At 42.9% G+C, this 14,781-nt stretch carries 17 protein-coding genes, 3 tRNA genes and 2 pseudogenes; 8 read left to right on the plus strand and 14 right to left on the minus strand.

Going from position 1 to position 14,781, the window contains the following annotated elements; translation table 11 throughout:
* Nucleotides 1-7: 7 nt before the first annotated feature.
* The 8 genes and pseudogenes from LRM44_RS00110 to tilS all read right to left on the minus strand — a co-directional run bounded on the left by LRM44_RS00110 (nucleotide 8) and on the right by tilS (nucleotide 7,355).
* Complete coding sequence (locus tag LRM44_RS00110) at nucleotides 8-466, minus strand: 5' nucleotidase, NT5C type (RefSeq protein ID WP_243803915.1); 459 nt, start codon at nucleotides 464-466, stop codon at nucleotides 8-10.
* A 2-nt stretch (nucleotides 467-468) separates the two neighbouring features.
* Entirely contained in the window at nucleotides 469-1,431 is a 963-nt protein-coding gene (locus LRM44_RS00115; RefSeq protein ID WP_243803917.1) for an elongation factor 4 family protein, read from the minus strand.
* A 122-nt stretch (nucleotides 1,432-1,553) separates the two neighbouring features.
* Entirely contained in the window at nucleotides 1,554-1,817 is a 264-nt protein-coding gene (locus LRM44_RS00120; protein WP_061582780.1) for a SemiSWEET family transporter, read from the minus strand.
* A gap of 74 nt (nucleotides 1,818-1,891) precedes the next feature.
* A pseudogene (locus tag LRM44_RS00125) lies at nucleotides 1,892-2,038 on the minus strand (transposase); the annotation flags it as partial.
* A 115-nt stretch (nucleotides 2,039-2,153) separates the two neighbouring features.
* Nucleotides 2,154-2,963: pseudogene (locus LRM44_RS00130) on the minus strand (GTP-binding protein); the annotation flags it as partial.
* A complete protein-coding gene (gene murJ, locus LRM44_RS00135; protein WP_243803921.1) occupies nucleotides 2,963-4,615 on the minus strand; it encodes a murein biosynthesis integral membrane protein MurJ in 1,653 nt (550 codons plus the stop codon). The pseudogene LRM44_RS00130 and the gene murJ, both read right to left, overlap by 1 nt.
* A 6-nt stretch (nucleotides 4,616-4,621) precedes the next feature.
* Nucleotides 4,622-6,490 carry an ATP-dependent zinc metalloprotease FtsH gene (gene ftsH / locus LRM44_RS00140; protein WP_243803923.1) on the minus strand — a complete coding sequence of 623 codons (1,869 nt, stop codon included), beginning with the start codon at nucleotides 6,488-6,490 and terminating at the stop codon, nucleotides 4,622-4,624.
* Between the two features lie 28 nt (nucleotides 6,491-6,518).
* Nucleotides 6,519-7,355, minus strand: a complete 837-nt coding sequence (gene tilS, locus LRM44_RS00145; protein ID WP_243803925.1) for a tRNA lysidine(34) synthetase TilS — start codon at nucleotides 7,353-7,355, stop codon at nucleotides 6,519-6,521.
* Nucleotides 7,356-7,429: 74 nt separating this feature from the next.
* Between tilS and LRM44_RS00150 the strand changes: the two genes are divergently transcribed.
* Nucleotides 7,430-7,506: transfer RNA gene (locus tag LRM44_RS00150), tRNA-Met, on the plus strand.
* A gap of 51 nt (nucleotides 7,507-7,557) precedes the next feature.
* On the opposite strand, the gene LRM44_RS00155 is transcribed toward LRM44_RS00150, so the two are convergent.
* Nucleotides 7,558-7,722 carry a hypothetical protein gene (locus LRM44_RS00155; protein WP_164999847.1) on the minus strand — a complete coding sequence of 55 codons (165 nt, stop codon included), beginning with the start codon at nucleotides 7,720-7,722 and terminating at the stop codon, nucleotides 7,558-7,560.
* Between the two features lie 140 nt (nucleotides 7,723-7,862).
* On the opposite strand from LRM44_RS00155, the gene LRM44_RS00160 reads away from it, so the two are divergent.
* The 6 genes from LRM44_RS00160 to LRM44_RS00185 all read left to right on the plus strand — a co-directional run bounded on the left by LRM44_RS00160 (nucleotide 7,863) and on the right by LRM44_RS00185 (nucleotide 10,993).
* Nucleotides 7,863-8,600 (plus strand): hypothetical protein, encoded by a 738-nt coding sequence (locus LRM44_RS00160; protein ID WP_243803927.1) that lies wholly within the window; start codon nucleotides 7,863-7,865, stop codon nucleotides 8,598-8,600.
* Complete coding sequence (locus tag LRM44_RS00165; RefSeq protein WP_129631704.1) at nucleotides 8,594-8,881, plus strand: hypothetical protein; 288 nt, start codon at nucleotides 8,594-8,596, stop codon at nucleotides 8,879-8,881. Before LRM44_RS00160 ends, LRM44_RS00165 begins: the two co-directional genes overlap by 7 nt.
* An 8-nt stretch (nucleotides 8,882-8,889) precedes the next feature.
* Nucleotides 8,890-10,260 carry a dihydrolipoyl dehydrogenase family protein gene (locus LRM44_RS00170; RefSeq protein WP_243803929.1) on the plus strand — a complete coding sequence of 457 codons (1,371 nt, stop codon included), beginning with the start codon at nucleotides 8,890-8,892 and terminating at the stop codon, nucleotides 10,258-10,260.
* A gap of 30 nt (nucleotides 10,261-10,290) precedes the next feature.
* Nucleotides 10,291-10,366: transfer RNA gene (locus LRM44_RS00175), tRNA-Ile, on the plus strand.
* An 81-nt stretch (nucleotides 10,367-10,447) separates the two neighbouring features.
* The gene (locus LRM44_RS00180) at nucleotides 10,448-10,873 is read left to right on the plus strand and encodes a hypothetical protein (protein ID WP_129743585.1); all 426 of its coding nucleotides are present in this window, start codon (nucleotides 10,448-10,450) and stop codon (nucleotides 10,871-10,873) included.
* A 43-nt stretch (nucleotides 10,874-10,916) separates the two neighbouring features.
* Nucleotides 10,917-10,993 (plus strand) — tRNA-Met (locus LRM44_RS00185).
* Between the two features lie 37 nt (nucleotides 10,994-11,030).
* Here the strand turns inward: LRM44_RS00185 and LRM44_RS00190 are convergent.
* The 3 genes from LRM44_RS00190 to LRM44_RS00200 form a co-directional block, all read right to left on the minus strand.
* Complete coding sequence (locus LRM44_RS00190; RefSeq protein WP_243803931.1) at nucleotides 11,031-11,357, minus strand: hypothetical protein; 327 nt, start codon at nucleotides 11,355-11,357, stop codon at nucleotides 11,031-11,033.
* Nucleotides 11,358-11,490: 133 nt separating this feature from the next.
* A complete protein-coding gene (locus tag LRM44_RS00195; protein WP_082001355.1) occupies nucleotides 11,491-11,697 on the minus strand; it encodes a hypothetical protein in 207 nt (68 codons plus the stop codon).
* Between the two features lie 67 nt (nucleotides 11,698-11,764).
* Entirely contained in the window at nucleotides 11,765-12,430 is a 666-nt protein-coding gene (locus LRM44_RS00200; protein ID WP_129634679.1) for a hypothetical protein, read from the minus strand.
* 84 nt (nucleotides 12,431-12,514) lie between these two features.
* On the opposite strand from LRM44_RS00200, the gene LRM44_RS00205 reads away from it, so the two are divergent.
* Nucleotides 12,515-13,765, plus strand: a complete 1,251-nt coding sequence (locus LRM44_RS00205; protein WP_243803933.1) for a UDP-N-acetylmuramate--L-alanine ligase — start codon at nucleotides 12,515-12,517, stop codon at nucleotides 13,763-13,765.
* Here LRM44_RS00205 and LRM44_RS00210 read toward each other — a convergent pair.
* Both LRM44_RS00210 and trmB read right to left on the minus strand, forming a co-directional pair.
* Entirely contained in the window at nucleotides 13,762-14,109 is a 348-nt protein-coding gene (locus tag LRM44_RS00210; protein WP_146424267.1) for a nucleoside triphosphate pyrophosphohydrolase family protein, read from the minus strand. The genes LRM44_RS00205 and LRM44_RS00210 overlap by 4 nt on opposite strands.
* A 17-nt stretch (nucleotides 14,110-14,126) precedes the next feature.
* Nucleotides 14,127-14,768: a tRNA (guanosine(46)-N7)-methyltransferase TrmB gene (gene trmB, locus LRM44_RS00215; protein ID WP_243803935.1), complete on the minus strand. Its 642-nt coding sequence runs from the start codon at nucleotides 14,766-14,768 to the stop codon at nucleotides 14,127-14,129.
* Nucleotides 14,769-14,781 lie beyond the last annotated feature (13 nt).

Consider the following 14,781-nt stretch of genomic DNA (forward strand, 5'->3'; position numbering starts at 1 on the left):
TATTTATCTATAATAACTCATCAAGTACAGATTGCCAATTGGGAAATTCAGAACTTCCAAAACGAATAAGCCGACCAGGAAACTCGCCCGCACCATTCGCCGTCCGATCGTCAATCAAAATATCGCCTCGACTCAAATTCTTTGCTGACGAAAAAATAACCTTACGGAAGAAAACATTATCCGAACCTTCGCCGCCAAAATACTTTTTCACCCACGCCAACTTATCGCCCAAAGCCGTCGGATTTTCCCATGGAGAAGAAGATAAAATATATAAATCATATTTGTCTTTCAGGGCGTAAACCGCCTCAATAGCTCCAGGCACTGGATCCATCAAAGAAAAAATTCCTGGAATATTATCGTGCTGGCCAGCAAACTCATCAATCAACTCGGACGATATCTTCGTTAAAGCAGATTTGAAATCCGCCAAAACGCCATCCATATCAATATAAACAATAGGTTTTTTCATGACTAATCCCTTTTTAGCATCACCATAAATGCTTCGCTCGGTATGTCGACTTTACCAAAGCGTTTCATTCGTTTTTTACCGCGCGCCTGCTTGGCAAGAAGCTTCTTTTTACGACTGACATCGCCGCCGTAAAGATAGCCCGTAACGTCTTTTCGATAAGCGCCGATATTTTCCCTGGCAATAAATTTACCGCCAATTGCCGCTTGCAATGAAACCTCAAAACTCTGACGTGGCACGACTTCCTTCAATTTCTTAACAATCTCACGCCCCAAATGCTGTGATTCCGACCGATGACACATTACGCTCAACGAATCAACCATTTCGCCCGCTACATAAAAATCGACGCGCACCAAATCTTCCACTTGATAATCCGACAATTCATAATTAAACGAACCGTAGCCGCTGGTAATAGATTTCAATTGGTCATAAAAATCCGTCAATAAATTCGCGAGTGGCGCCGCAAATGAAATCAGCGCCCGCTCGTCAATGTAACTCAGGTTTTTCTGGCGACCACGCTTACTCACGATCAACTGAATCACCGCACCGATGTAATCCTGTGGCACAACAATTTCACCGTCAATCCACGGCTCGCGAATCTCTTTTATCTGCGCCGGGTCGGGCAATTCACTGGCGGATTTGATATCCAGCTCCTCGCCATTCGTCAGACCAACTTGATAATCAGTACTCGGATTGGTCACAATTAAATCCAAATTATACTCACGCTCCAATCGCTCGCGAATGATGTCCATATGAAGCAGACCCAAAAATCCAATTCGCACACCATAGCCCAAAACCGGCGAATTCTCCGGCTCGAATTGCAGCGCCGAATCGCTCAGGCTCAACTTTTCAATTGCCTCTTTCAGGTCGTTATAGTCTTCATTGGATACCGGGAAAAAACCCGCATAAACAAACGGCTTAACTTCTTTATAACCTGGAAGTGGTTGGACGGTAATTTTTTCAGTCATAACTATGTATTATTATATCAGTTCAGCGTTCTTGTATAAACGCACAGTAAATCGCTCCCTGCTAGTCCAAAATCTCTACCAGCAACTTTTTTATGAAGTTGCTGGTTTTGTTTATATAACTTTTATAAAGAAGTAATAAAAGTTAAACCGCCTAATATCACTCCCGCTGCATTGGGAATGATGAGGATCCAGTCTTTTTTAGGTTCTTTTGTCCAACCATAGATTACCCAAATTAAACAAGAAACTGCTGCGAATAGTGGTTGGAATGGTTGAGCTTTTTCTCCTTGTAGGTTAGCGATAATTTGTGGAATATATGCAATAAAGACAAGGATCCCAATAAAAGCTCCAATAGATCCGACAAAGCGATTAATTTTTTGTTTAGACATATAATACCTCATGAGGTTTTATTATATTATAAAGGAAAAGATGCTGTCAATAATTTTGTGTAAACACTCTTAGAGTCTTCAAACAAAGTAACTAAGTAACGTTCCAGAGCCTCCTCGTTAGGAAAAAGAACCTTCTATTTCGTTTGACGTTTGATTTCTTTATTAAGAGACTTAATGAGTTTTGTCGAATAAATGCTATGCCAAATCTGGTAAGGAAACTGATTTCAGCAATCATACGCGTCAATACTACGAACCAACGCCAAAAAAATTCAGTTAAGCTTATTGTTTGTAGATTCGTGGTTTCCCTTTTTAATCTTAATTAAAATATCTCCCCAGTGTTACCGTATCGCCAACCCGCGCCTCGCGTGTCGTTTTTAGGTTTGTCACAATATAGCCAATTTCGCCAGTTTCAAGCGAAGGGTCGGGTTGCATGGCTGGATTAAGATGCCCGACCTCCAAAGCTAGTCCATTTGCGCCAGTCGCCATCATTCGGATAGACTCGCCCTTTTTAATTCGCCCATCAACCACCCGCACGTATAAAATCACGCCGCGATAATCGTCATAATAGCTATCAAAAATCAGTGCCCTAGTCGGATCATCAACCTCGCCAGTTGGTGCTGGAATTTTATCAACAACCGCATCCAAAACCTTATCTACGTTTTGACCAGTTTTAGCAGAAATATGAATAATCTCGCTCTCATCGCAGCCCAACAAATTAATAACTTGCCTGGATACGCGCGGTATGTCGGCGGCCGGAAGATCAACCTTATTCAGAACCGGAATAATCGTCAAATCCTGCTCCATCGCCAAGTAAACGTTCGATAGTGTTTGCGCCTGAATTCCCTGGCTGGCATCAACCACTAATATCGCGCCCTCGCAAGCCTGCAAACTACGCGAAACTTCATAGCTAAAATCGACATGCCCCGGAGTGTCAATCAAATTCAGATCGACATTTTTATATCGCATTCGCACCGGCGCCAACTTAATAGTAATGCCTTTTTCCCGCTCCAAATCCATCGAGTCCAGCAACTGCGATTTCATTTCGCGCTTTTCTACCGTCCCAGTCATCTCCATCATTCGATCGGCCAGCGTAGACTTGCCGTGATCAATGTGAGCAATAATACAAAAATTCCGAATATTTTCCATTAGCCCTTAAACTCCAATCGTCCAAATAACACTTTTTTCAATCGTGCAAGAATCGGGTCAATTTCTGGCAATTTTAGCCACTTTGAAGCCGCGGCATACGAGCCAAAACTAACCAATGAAATGATAACAAATTTCGGAAAAGCGCTAAAAAAGCTGTCGTCATGATAACGAAACGGCATAATTAGCACGGCGATATAACAAACCACACCCGTAATAGTTCCAGCAATTATCATCTTAAAAATCGCTCGTACGAACGTCATGTCGAATAATTTTGGCATTTGACGATTCATAACCGCTAAAAGCACAACCACTTCCAAAACCGCCACTGTTGATTGGGCCCAAGCCAATCCATACGCGCCCATTTTCAAGACCATCGATAGAACAATTGCTAAAATAATATTCAAAGTAATCGAGAAAATTGAAATATACAGCGGAGTTTTCGTATCTTGGCGGGCGTAAAATGCTCGCGCGGCCATATGGTAAATAGTTCGGAACAAAATCGCCACGACCAGACAGCCCAAAATTCCCGCGATCAGTTGATTGCCACCATTGCGAATAAAATGCACAACGTATCCCCTGGTAAAGAAAATCACCACTGACACCGGAAGTGCCATCCAAAAAATAATTCTCAGCAGGGAACGCAGGTCTTTTTGAAATAGATCATTTCGACCTTCACCCAAATGCTCAGTTAATTGCGGAAAGGCGGCATTTGAAATCGCCACACCAATAAGATTGATCGGCATCATATGAAGAGTTAAGGCCTGCTGGTACGCCCTAACCGTTCCATCGGCTAAGCGCGAAGCTAAATTGACCTCGACCAAACTAACTACATAATCCATACCCTGATCAACCGAACGTGCTGGCAGCAAAGATAGGACTTTTCTAAAACCCTTATTTCGCCAATAAATTTTGAAATTGTAATCAAAACCAAGCCCAGCCAAACCGACTGCGCTGACGATCAATTGCAGGAACGAGCCCAAAACCACACCCAACGCCACACCCATAATGCCGCCGTCAAAAATCTGCCAGCCGAATAAATTGACGCCACCAGTAAACCACACCGTACCGATAATAATACCGACGTTGTATAACATTGGTGCCAGCGCACAGAACATAAATCGCCCAACCGCTTGCTGGATACTAGCAATCACCGCCGCAACCGCAAAAATAAACGGATTAACCGCAATCACTTGCATCATACTAACCGCCAAAGCATGACCAGATTCACTCAGACCAGGCGCGATTAAATACTTCATCAACGGATCAGCGAAAATAATAATCAGCACCGACGCCGCCATGGTTATTAGCGCCATAAAATTAATCATGCTCGAGCTAATTTGCCAAGCCGACTGCTTATTGCCCTTGACCCAGCGCTCATTAAAAACTGGAATAAACGTCACACTAAGCGCACCAGAAACCAGCACTGCAAACATAAAATCTGGCACCATGAAAGCTGCCGTATAAGCGTCTAGTCCAACTGGGTATCCCGCCAATGCTCCGTTTTCGCTTGGCATGTAGGCGGAGTTAAGCAGACGATCACGAAAAAACCCCAGCAAGCTCGACAACAATGTCGAGCCCGCCAGAATCGTAGCAGCCAATTTCACATTAAGCCGCTGATTTATTTTCGTGACCGTACTACGAACGCGCCCCATAGTATTTTACGAATGCAGTTTAGCTTCTTTTGGTAATTTAGTGCCTTTAAGAATCTCATCAACCTCAGATTCTTCCAGAGTTTCTTCCTTTAGTAGAGCCTCGGCCAACTTATCAAGGAACGAACGATTCTCTTTCAATACCAACATTGCACGATGTTTAGCTTCGGTAATCAATTGCGCAACTTCCTCGTCAATCATCTTCGCAGTCTCATCAGAATACGGACGCTCTCTGGTCATTTTATCGAACATCAAGCCGCCGTTATCTTCATGGAACACCTGATCGCGCAAGCCCTTGCCCATTCCTTGCTCAATCACCATATCACGGGCAATTTCAGTCGCTTTTCGCAAATCCGAACCAGCTCCAGTAGTAATTCCGTCATCGCCGTAAATCAATTGCTCAGCGATTCGTCCGCCCATTGCTCGAGCCAAAATATCTTTAAACTCGTAAACGTTCGTGTAGCTCTTATCTTCTGGCGGCAAGAACCATGTTACTCCACCAGTACCGCCGCGCGGAATAATCGTAACCTTGTGGACTGGGTCGGAATCAGGCAAGACGTGACCAACAATTGCGTGGCCAGCTTCGTGATAAGCAGTCAACTCTTTCTCGTGATCGTTCATTATCTTAGTCTTGCGCTCTGGACCAATTGCCACACGCTCAAACGCCTCAGTTAATTCGTCATTTGAGATCTTCTTCTTGTTGCGACGAGCAGCAATAATTGCAGCTTCATTGGCCATATTTGCCAAATCCGCACCAGATGAGCCAGCGGTTTTTGCCGCCAATTTATCAAGATCAACAGTTTCGTCAGTTGGCTTTTTCTTAAAGTGAACCTTCAGAATTGCCTCACGATCTTTGCGCTCTGGAAGCGTAATAGTTACACGTCGGTCAAATCGTCCAGGTCGAAGCAAAGCTGGGTCCAAAACATCCGCACGGTTAGTTGCAGCCAAAACAATAACATTAGTTTCGCCATCAAAACCATCCATCTCCACCAAAATCTGGTTCAGAGTTTGCTCGCGCTCATCATGACCACCACCCATACCAGAGCCGCGCTTACGACCCACGGCATCAATCTCATCGATAAAGATAATACACGGGGCATTTTTCTTAGCCTTAGAAAATAGGTCTCGCACTCGGCTAGCACCAACACCAACAAACATTTCCACGAATTCAGAACCAGAAATTGAGAAGAATGGCACACCAGCCTCGCCAGCGACGGCTCGGGCTAGCATTGTCTTACCCGTACCAGGATTACCGACTAATAATACGCCTTTTGGAATCTTTGCGCCCAAATCTTTATATTTCTTCGGGTGCTTAAGAAAATCAACAACTTCCTGCAGATCTTGCTTGGCGTTATCATTTCCAGCGATATCCGTAAACAAAACCTTTTCTTTATCTTGTCCATACAGGCGAGCCTTACTCTTGCCGAATCCCATCGCTTGATTATTTTGACCCTGAGCTTGGCGCATCATAAACATAAAGAACACCACGATAATCAGCACAGGCACGACCATAACCGCCAGATTCCATATAGTTTCTCCGGTTGTGGATGGTGGAATAACCTTCACCTCAACCTTAGCGTCCTTATTCAAGCCCTGCTCATAAATGCTACTAGATTCCTTGACTGAATGCTCGGTAGGTTTTGATTGGTCTTTCGGAGTAATCTTAATATCGTTTCCCTGAATCTCCAATTGAGCAATTTTACCGTCATTTGCTCGACGCACTACATCAGATAATGCAACATCTTTAAGATTTGACGCAGGGAAGAGTGTTGCGTAAAAAATTAACGCTACAAAAATTATAATTGCCCAAAACAATCCAAATCGTAAAATTTGACTTATTCTATTCTTTCCATTTCTTTGAGGCATCTTAACAGCCATTCTCAACTAATCCTTTCGCCTATACTAATCAAACTCTCTTTATTATAACACTTCTTAGCGCCAATTTCATCACAATACCGCCGCCAACTTGCCAGCACGAGCCAGCTTTTCCAGTTTTTACAGCAATTAGCATACGCTCTAATTGAGAACCCAGTAACGATACATCATAATGTCGTAAAACGTAATAATATAGCAATTCTTGTGCGACATTATCATCTATCATCGTCAAAAAATATCGACTAAGCACTTCTCCATCAAACTTCTCTATTTCCTGCTCAATTTTCCCTCTTAATTCTCTTTGTTTTCGCCACGCCTCGTACACTCCAAGCCTCTGGTATTCATCAAGTTCACGATTTATCTTGCGTCTAAATTTATTCCTTTGGTATAAGTCACTTTGATTTGTCTCATCTTCACACCATTCCAATTTCTGACGAATCGCATATTCATAAATTCTCTGCTTCGTCCAACCATTCATCGGCCTAACTATTTGGCTATCGCTCATCCCCGCCAAGCCTCGCCACCTGGAGCCACGCTTAAGATTCATCGCTACAGTTTCAATAATGTCATCTCGATGATGCGCCGTCACTATCACGCCATCAAAATCCGTCGCCACGCCACGCAAAAATTCATACCGTCTTTGGCGCGCCAATTCTTCACTAGCATCAGCCCCCAGTTTTTCACGCCGACAAACAAATTGTATTTTATATCTATCAGCTAAAGCCTCGACAAATCTAGCATCGCTCGCCGAATCCTCACGAATTCCGTGGTCAAAATGAGCGACCACCAAATCTTTTTCCGTTCGCGACATCAAATCCAGCAAAACTACCGAATCAATCCCACCACTGACTGCGATAATATATCTCACATATCCATTATCTCACAATTTACCTAAAACGTATTTGGCAAATTTTATACTATCTGTTACAATCAATGCAGTGTGGCACCGTAGCTCAGCTGGTTAGAGCGCAGGACTCATAAGCCTGAGGTCGGTGGTTCGGGTCCACCCGGTGCTACCAGAAATTATCTTTCCTCGTCAATACGACGGGGAATTTTTTATAAACACTGGATTAAATTAGCTCAAGCTCTTCAGATTGAACGCCATCCAAAGCCGCCAATCGTCGCGACACAAAACTATCCAATTCCCATGAATTACGCTGACGCTCCCACGTTGCTAAATCCTTTTTTCGGGTTACTTCTAAAAATTCAGCTAATTCACTGGTGTTGATTTCCATATTTTTTCCTTTTTTGTGTTAATTATTTAACTGTCTTTATACTATCATAAATTTGACAAAAAAGCAATACCTTTTTCGGTCATTATTTACCTTTTCATTCCGCTTGTGGTACACTGGTAGGGAAGGATTTATACACAAAAATGACCCCCGTAACAATCTCATCACTGGCCACCATAATTTTTGCAGCGATTATTCACGCTAGTTTTCAGCTTAGCGTCAGTGTTTTAACGTTACTTAGCGGGCATTCAATTGGCAAAAAAACCGCCCAGAGAAAAATTTTTCGTATGAGCAACAGTTTTGTACTTGGAGTCGCAACGATTACCTTGTTACTTATCAGCTCAATTTCCTATTTCTTATCACTATTCATCCACCACGTCACCAGCGCAGAACAACTCGTTGCCGCCATCTCTTCAGGGATGATGTTTGGCTTAGGAATCGCAATTTGGGCTTTTTACTTTCGACGACAACCAGGAACTTCGTTATGGCTTCCACGTAATTTTGCGGAATACTTAAACAAGCGCACCAAAAAAACCAAAAATTCCATAGAGAGCCTTGCTCTGGGAATAATTAGCGTTATTGCAGAAATTGTATTCATCATCGCGCCAATTATCGCCGCCGGCCTGGCTATTATCACCCTACCAAACCCCTTCTTGCAAATCATCAGCATAGCGATCTACGTCATCGTGTCCACACTGCCGTTATTTGTCGTTATCGTCTTGATCGGCAGCGGACGCAGCATCTCTAATTTACAACGTTGGAGAGAAGATCATAAGAGATTTTTGCAATTCGCCAGCGGCGGCAGCTTATTAATTTTAGCAGCATTCCTATTCGTCGACCGCGTTATTGGCGTCATTAGCTATGGAGGCAATCTATGGTAAAGCCAGGTCAAATTGACGTCATCAAACAGGGAAAACGACCGCCAGAGGAGTTTAGCCCAGACAAGCTCCACAATTCCATAATTGCCACCTGCCTAAGCGTTCGTACGCCAGAGGGTCAAGCTCAAGACATCGCAAAAACCGTCACTTTGGGCGTTATGAATTGGTGTGAAACTCACCCAGAAATAACCTCTGCCGATATCCGCCGACAAGCACAACGTATTATGAAAACCCTGCATCCCGACGCGGCTTATTTATATAAAAATTATAAAACCATAATTTAGGAGATTTGATGTCGCAAAAACCAACTTTTGACTATGACTATATCGTAATTGGTAGTGGCGCTGGCGGTTCACCCGCAGCCAGCATACTAGCAAATGCCGGAAAAAAAGTTGCTGTTGTAGAAAAATCAACATTCGGCGGGGAATCACCAAACTGGGGAGATGTACCAACTGGATTCTTAACTCACGCTCTTAATGTTTATCAAACAGCAAAAGATGCCGCTAAATTTGGACTGCGCACTAACTCGGTTGGGTATAATTACCCCTCTCTGCTCTCCTGGAAAGACAAAGTTGTAAAGAGAACTGGAGCTGGCGGCAATCGCTATTATTACGAAAAGCAAGGCATTAGTGTTTTTGCTGGCAATGCACATTTCTTGAGTCCGAATGAAATAGCCATCAATCGCAGACATTTGTCCGCTCGCAAATTTCTCATTGCAACTGGATCTGATTGGCAAATTCCAGAAATACCTGGGTTAAGCGCCGTTTCTTACCACACTCCAAAAACTATTTTTAGCTTAAAGCGCCCACCAAAAACCATGTTTATTGTTGGCGCGGGAGCTACGGCACTAGAATTGGCGCACATCTTCTCCACCCTGGGAACAAAAGTTTACGTAGCAGAGAAATCGTCCAGAATATTATCAACATTTGACCCAGAAGTCAGCACTTTGGTTACGAATGACGCAAAAAATCGCAATATTTCAATCTTAGCTCGTACTAAGATTATCGCTATTCAAAAATCGTCTATACAAAAACGTGTCACTTTTCTGCAAGGGCGAATAGAAAAATCTGTGCGCGTTGATGAGATTGTAATTGCCGACCAACAATTGCCCGCAATGGATTTAGGCTTAGAGAACGCTGGCGTAAAATATACCGAAAATGGCATTTTGGTTAATTCTTACCTGCAAACTTCCGCTCGGCATATTTTTGCCGCAGGAAATGTAACTGACGCCAATATCCAAACCCACACAGCTTTGGCGCAGAGTCGTATTGCGGCTCATAATTTGCTACATAATAATAAGATTAAATTCAATGATTCCCCACGCCTACAAGTTGCATTTACTCAGCCAGAAATAGCTCAAATTGGAATGAATGAATACGATTGTAAGGCGAAAGGAATAAGCGCAAAAATAGCAATTGTTCCGCTCACGACTACCGTACGCAGCAATATTACCGACCAGCGAATAGGTTTTGTGAAATTGATCGTTGACAAGAAGCGAGTTGTCGTAGGCGGAACGATTGTCGGACCACACGCTAGCGATATGGCTGCCGAGTTAGCCCTAGCTGTTCGGCATAAAATTACCAGCGAAGAACTAGCGTCCACGCCGCATTGTTTTACTTCTTGGTCAGAAGCCGTGCGAATTGCCGCCGGAAAACTTCTATAATTACCTCTGATGCGCTATAATAAGTCTCACGGGGGCGTAGCTCAGGGGTTAGAGCAGTCGGCTCATAACCGATTGGTCGCTGGTTCGATCCCAGCCGCCCCCACCACATTCTGAACTTGATAATCATAAGATGAATATTTTTACCATTCCTGCTACAATGTTATGTGGTAGATATTAAATTTGCAAAATGAACAAATTAAAACTCAAACGATTAATTTACAGAATACAGCACGACTATTTGACCCTGAATAATGTCGTTATTGCTGCTGCGATTTTAATTGCCATGAGTTGGGCTTGGGGATCCATTGAATCAATGCAAAAAAACTACGAATTGCAACGCTCTATTGATAACAAACGCCAGCAAGTGGAAATAGAAAAATTGCAAGTCGCCTTGCTGGAATACGAATCGAAATATTATCAAAGCGAAGAGTATCAAGAATTGACTATTAGACAGCGCACAGGAAAAGGCTTACCCGGAGAAAAACAGCTCATCACCCAATCTTTCGAAAGCGCCACGCCTGCCCAAAAACTTGCGTCGAGCGCGAAGCGAACGGATAGCAATTTCCAGCAATGGATGAACTTTCTATTTGGCGGCAATAGTCATAAACACTAGGGTGTTGCAATTATTACGCCAAACTGATATTATAACTAGGTATCGCGGGGTAGAGCAGCCTGGTAGCTCGTTTGGCTCATAACCAAAAGGTCGTAGGTTCAAATCCTACCCCCGCCACCAAGAAAAATCCCTCTTCATTCAGAAGGGGGCTTTTTCTTTAGTATCTGCTATCATCGTTGGCGTAACGCTTACCCCTACTACCAATTTTCACATGCGGACACTTCTCTCCAGGATTGATATTCCTACAACAGTCACCGCAGAAGAAACCTTTTACAGCCTTCTCGCCAATCCCTCTAGTAGATCTCAGATTCTTCATAAGTTGCTTTATAATACGCGGATCTTCAACTGGTAGCCCCATCGATCTTCTAGCGTCATCGTAAGAACATCCTGTAGTATCAACAATATGATCGAGCTCAGCTTCCTGTTCAGGAGTTAGTTCAGAATTTATATTAGCCTCAACCGATGATCCTTCTTTTTGTGTCATAAGCAATTTATACCACAATATCCACAAATAATCAATCCCAACAAAAACTCCCCTGCTTTTTACAGAGGAGTCATGGCACCTGTTTGTTTGGTTCTACTATATCACCAAACGTGCTTATGGTGCAAGCAAAGGACTATTTTTTCTTAGAAATTGTCAAAAAGCCGTTGCGTGGGTTTTCTTTCACGATACGATCTTCTGGTAGATCACATGGTGTACCCTTTTCATTCTTCTCAACCTTAGCAAAGAAGTAAATAGTTTGAGTCTTGCCGCCGCGCAAAGTTACGTCAGTCTTGTGCAAGTAATATGTGATGCCCTTTGAGTTGGTATGTTTATAAGCCATTTGGTTATATACCTCCTATTAATGATATACCTATATAGATTACTATCTCTATATCACCCCTGTCAAGCTAAAAAAGCTTATTTCGTCGCCTAAGCATCAACTTTAACATCCCCAGAACAACCAACCTCATTACGATAATCATGGCAATAAATATCGTCACCAGCAAAGACCACCCCGCGTAATCAGCTGACCATATCGGCGAGACGAAAGTGTGATAATACGGCTCGGTTGAAGGCGCTTCAAACTGCAAGTTAGTGGCTTTCGCGGCAGGATATTTCGCCCATTCCTCATTAATACAATTGATGTACCTCGGATCCGCCTGTGTCGTAAATCGACCGTAACCACCTTGCTGTGCCCTAGCATCACAGACAGCCCTAACCTTCGACACAGTGTCATTGTTAGACTGATTTTTTATCTCCTCCTCGAACTCTTTCAGCTTCCGGTCATACATCTGTTTATACGTATGATCCAGCGCAATCTTCCCCGGATCAGCGTTCATATGCGTAGATACATAACGCTGCAAATCGTATAGTCGCTGCTGAAGATTGACTATATCTCCAGCCTTATCTGCATTTTCTACAGATTCTCGTCGCTCGACCATACCAACATTATTCAATCTCAAAAAAGTTGCCGAAATAAAACCAGACATAATCAATAAAATCACCAACTGCCAAGTCTTAATCTGACTGAGCCGCTTAATTCTGAACTTGGTTTTCTTCTTATCTATAGCCATCCCACCACCTTCTCTATGGTTTTAGTATAGCAAATTATCCCAATGACGTGAATATTACTACCGCTGCGGTGGTATAATATTTGTATGCGAATTTATTTTTCAGGAATTGGCGGCGTTGCCATCGGACCGCTGAGCAGAATTGCCTTAGGGGTCGGGTATGGTGTTTGCGGCTCCGACAAATCACCAAGTCTTATCACAAACGAATTAGAGTCAGCCGGAATTCCTATTTCTTTTGACCAATCTGGCGCGTTCTTGCAATCAGAGCACGATAAATCACCATTTGATTGGTTTATTTACACCGCTGCTTTACCAGAAAATCACCCAGAATTAGTCTTGGCGCGAAAACTAGGCATAAAAACCAGCAAGCGCGACGAATTGCTGGCGCAAATAATCGCCGATAAAAACCTGAAACTTATCGCGGTCGCTGGTACCCACGGGAAAACCACAACAACAAGTCTACTAGTCTGGACAATGGAGCAATTGCAAATTCCTGTCAGTTATTCTGTAGGTTCGACTTTAAGCTTCGGACCAAGTGGAACGTTTGATAAAAATAGCCAATTTTTCGTATACGAGTGTGATGAATTTGATCGCAACTTTTTGCATTTTTCTCCAGAAATTAGCCTCATCACATCTGTTGATTACGACCATCCAGACACATATCCAACAAAAGAATCTTACTTAGACGCCTTCCGTGAATTCGGCGAAAAATCTAAAAAAGTTATCGCGTGGCAAGAAAATTCCGCCATATTTGATGAAAAAAATCTAACAATCTTGCATGATTCTAACAAAAACATTACTCTGCCTGGCGAACACAACAGAAAAAACGCTACTTTGGTGATAGAAGCTTTGAAGAATATCGGGGTAGACGCGGAGAAGTCAGAAATATACCAAGCAATAAACTCCTTCCCCGGCTCAGGACGACGTTTTGAAAAGCTCGCCGAAAATCTATACTCTGACTATGGACATCACCCGGTTGAAATTCAAGCGACACTACAGATGGCTAAGGAGTTGTCAAACGATGTAGTCCTAGTTTATCAGCCACACCAAAATGTTCGCCAGCACGAGATAATTGATCAATACACTGATGATATTTTCCATGATGCCAATGAAATTTACTGGCTGGCGACTTACTTAACTAGGGAAAATCCAGATTTGCCAACTTTAACGCCGCAACAACTTGCCAAAAATATCGACAAAGAAAAAATTCATTTCGCTGAATTAGATGACAGTTTATGGCAAGAAATAACCGCGGCAAGGAACTCTGGAAAGCTCGTCCTGTGTATGGGCGCCGGTACAATCGACGGGTGGATTCGCGAACAATTATTCAAAAACTAGCGATCATCGCCGCTGCCGTGAATCTTCCCCCGACTCTGGCGACTGAGCAGTTTATTATTATTTCTGCGAGCCACTTCTTCCAAGCTACAACCAAGCAAATGTGCTATAGAATTGACATACCATAACACGTCACCGAGTTCTTTTATTACCGCGTCACGATCTTCATCTGAAATTTCCCCATTTTTATCACGCAGAATTTTCTTAAACTTCTCCATAACTTCGCCAGATTCGCCACTTAAGCCCAATATCTGTGCCATCAATATCGCGTCAACATCACCATATTTATGGGAATCTTTATCTGTTAAAGTAGAAATTGCTTTCGTTGAATAATCGTTAAATTGCATAATATTCCTTTCGTTTATTAGCGCGTAACTCTTACGAAATTAATAGTTTTTCCTTCGCCAATCCACCTTTGTTCATAAGTCGTCATTATTTTATATTCGTCACTTAGCGCGGATTCGTGGAGGTCAAAACTCAGCTCCTTAATTTGCCATTTTTCTGACACTAATTGCTCCAAGCTCCAGCAGAAAAAATTGTGGTCGTCGTGTTTAATCAACAAAGATCCGTCCGGTGCCAACAATGAAGAATACTTCTTCAAAAAATTAGGATGAGTCAAGCGGCGCCCAGCGCTATGCTTCCTTGGGAACGGATCAGGAAATGTTACCCAAATTTGCTCCAAAGAACTCTGCTTCACTAATTGGTCTATTTGATCAGCCCGCGCTCGAACAAAAAACACATTCTCCAGCCCTTTTTCTTCAGCAATTTTCGCGCCCTTTTGTAATCGATCACCTTTCACGTCAATTGCTAAAAACGTCTTTTCAGGATGACGCAGTGCAAGCTCCACGCTGAATAGTCCAGTTCCAGCACCGATTTCCAAACAATCAACTTTCCGCTCTATCCACTCGTCAAATTCAAAGCATAGAGGCGAATTATGGAATAAAGCGAATTTATACTTCTTACGTTTTCTAGTGATAATAAATTGATTCGGATCGACAAAACTCATATTTTCTATTATA

The sequence above is a fragment of the Candidatus Nanosynbacter sp. HMT-352 genome (assembly GCF_022819385.1).
Lineage (GTDB): Bacteria > Patescibacteriota > Saccharimonadia > Saccharimonadales > Saccharimonadaceae > Nanosynbacter.

Coding starts and splice junctions, on each gene's coding strand:
- LRM44_RS00155 (WP_164999847.1), bottom strand. CDS start 7,722: ATGGAAATCAACACCAGTGAATTAGCTGAATTTTTAGAAGTAACCCGA.
- LRM44_RS00210 (WP_146424267.1), bottom strand. CDS start 14,109: ATGCAATTTAACGATTATTCAACGAAAGCAATTTCTACTTTAACAGAT.
- LRM44_RS00195 (WP_082001355.1), bottom strand. CDS start 11,697: ATGGCTTATAAACATACCAACTCAAAGGGCATCACATATTACTTGCAC.
- LRM44_RS00205 (WP_243803933.1), top strand. CDS start 12,515: ATGCGAATTTATTTTTCAGGAATTGGCGGCGTTGCCATCGGACCGCTG.
- LRM44_RS00120 (WP_061582780.1), bottom strand. CDS start 1,817: ATGTCTAAACAAAAAATTAATCGCTTTGTCGGATCTATTGGAGCTTTT.
- ftsH (WP_243803923.1), bottom strand. CDS start 6,490: ATGGCTGTTAAGATGCCTCAAAGAAATGGAAAGAATAGAATAAGTCAA.
- murJ (WP_243803921.1), bottom strand. CDS start 4,615: ATGGGGCGCGTTCGTAGTACGGTCACGAAAATAAATCAGCGGCTTAAT.
- LRM44_RS00115 (WP_243803917.1), bottom strand. CDS start 1,431: ATGACTGAAAAAATTACCGTCCAACCACTTCCAGGTTATAAAGAAGTT.
- LRM44_RS00180 (WP_129743585.1), top strand. CDS start 10,448: ATGAACAAATTAAAACTCAAACGATTAATTTACAGAATACAGCACGAC.
- LRM44_RS00190 (WP_243803931.1), bottom strand. CDS start 11,357: ATGACACAAAAAGAAGGATCATCGGTTGAGGCTAATATAAATTCTGAA.
- LRM44_RS00200 (WP_129634679.1), bottom strand. CDS start 12,430: ATGGCTATAGATAAGAAGAAAACCAAGTTCAGAATTAAGCGGCTCAGT.
- LRM44_RS00165 (WP_129631704.1), top strand. CDS start 8,594: ATGGTAAAGCCAGGTCAAATTGACGTCATCAAACAGGGAAAACGACCG.
- LRM44_RS00110 (WP_243803915.1), bottom strand. CDS start 466: ATGAAAAAACCTATTGTTTATATTGATATGGATGGCGTTTTGGCGGAT.
- LRM44_RS00160 (WP_243803927.1), top strand. CDS start 7,863: ATGACCCCCGTAACAATCTCATCACTGGCCACCATAATTTTTGCAGCG.
- trmB (WP_243803935.1), bottom strand. CDS start 14,768: ATGAGTTTTGTCGATCCGAATCAATTTATTATCACTAGAAAACGTAAG.
- LRM44_RS00170 (WP_243803929.1), top strand. CDS start 8,890: ATGTCGCAAAAACCAACTTTTGACTATGACTATATCGTAATTGGTAGT.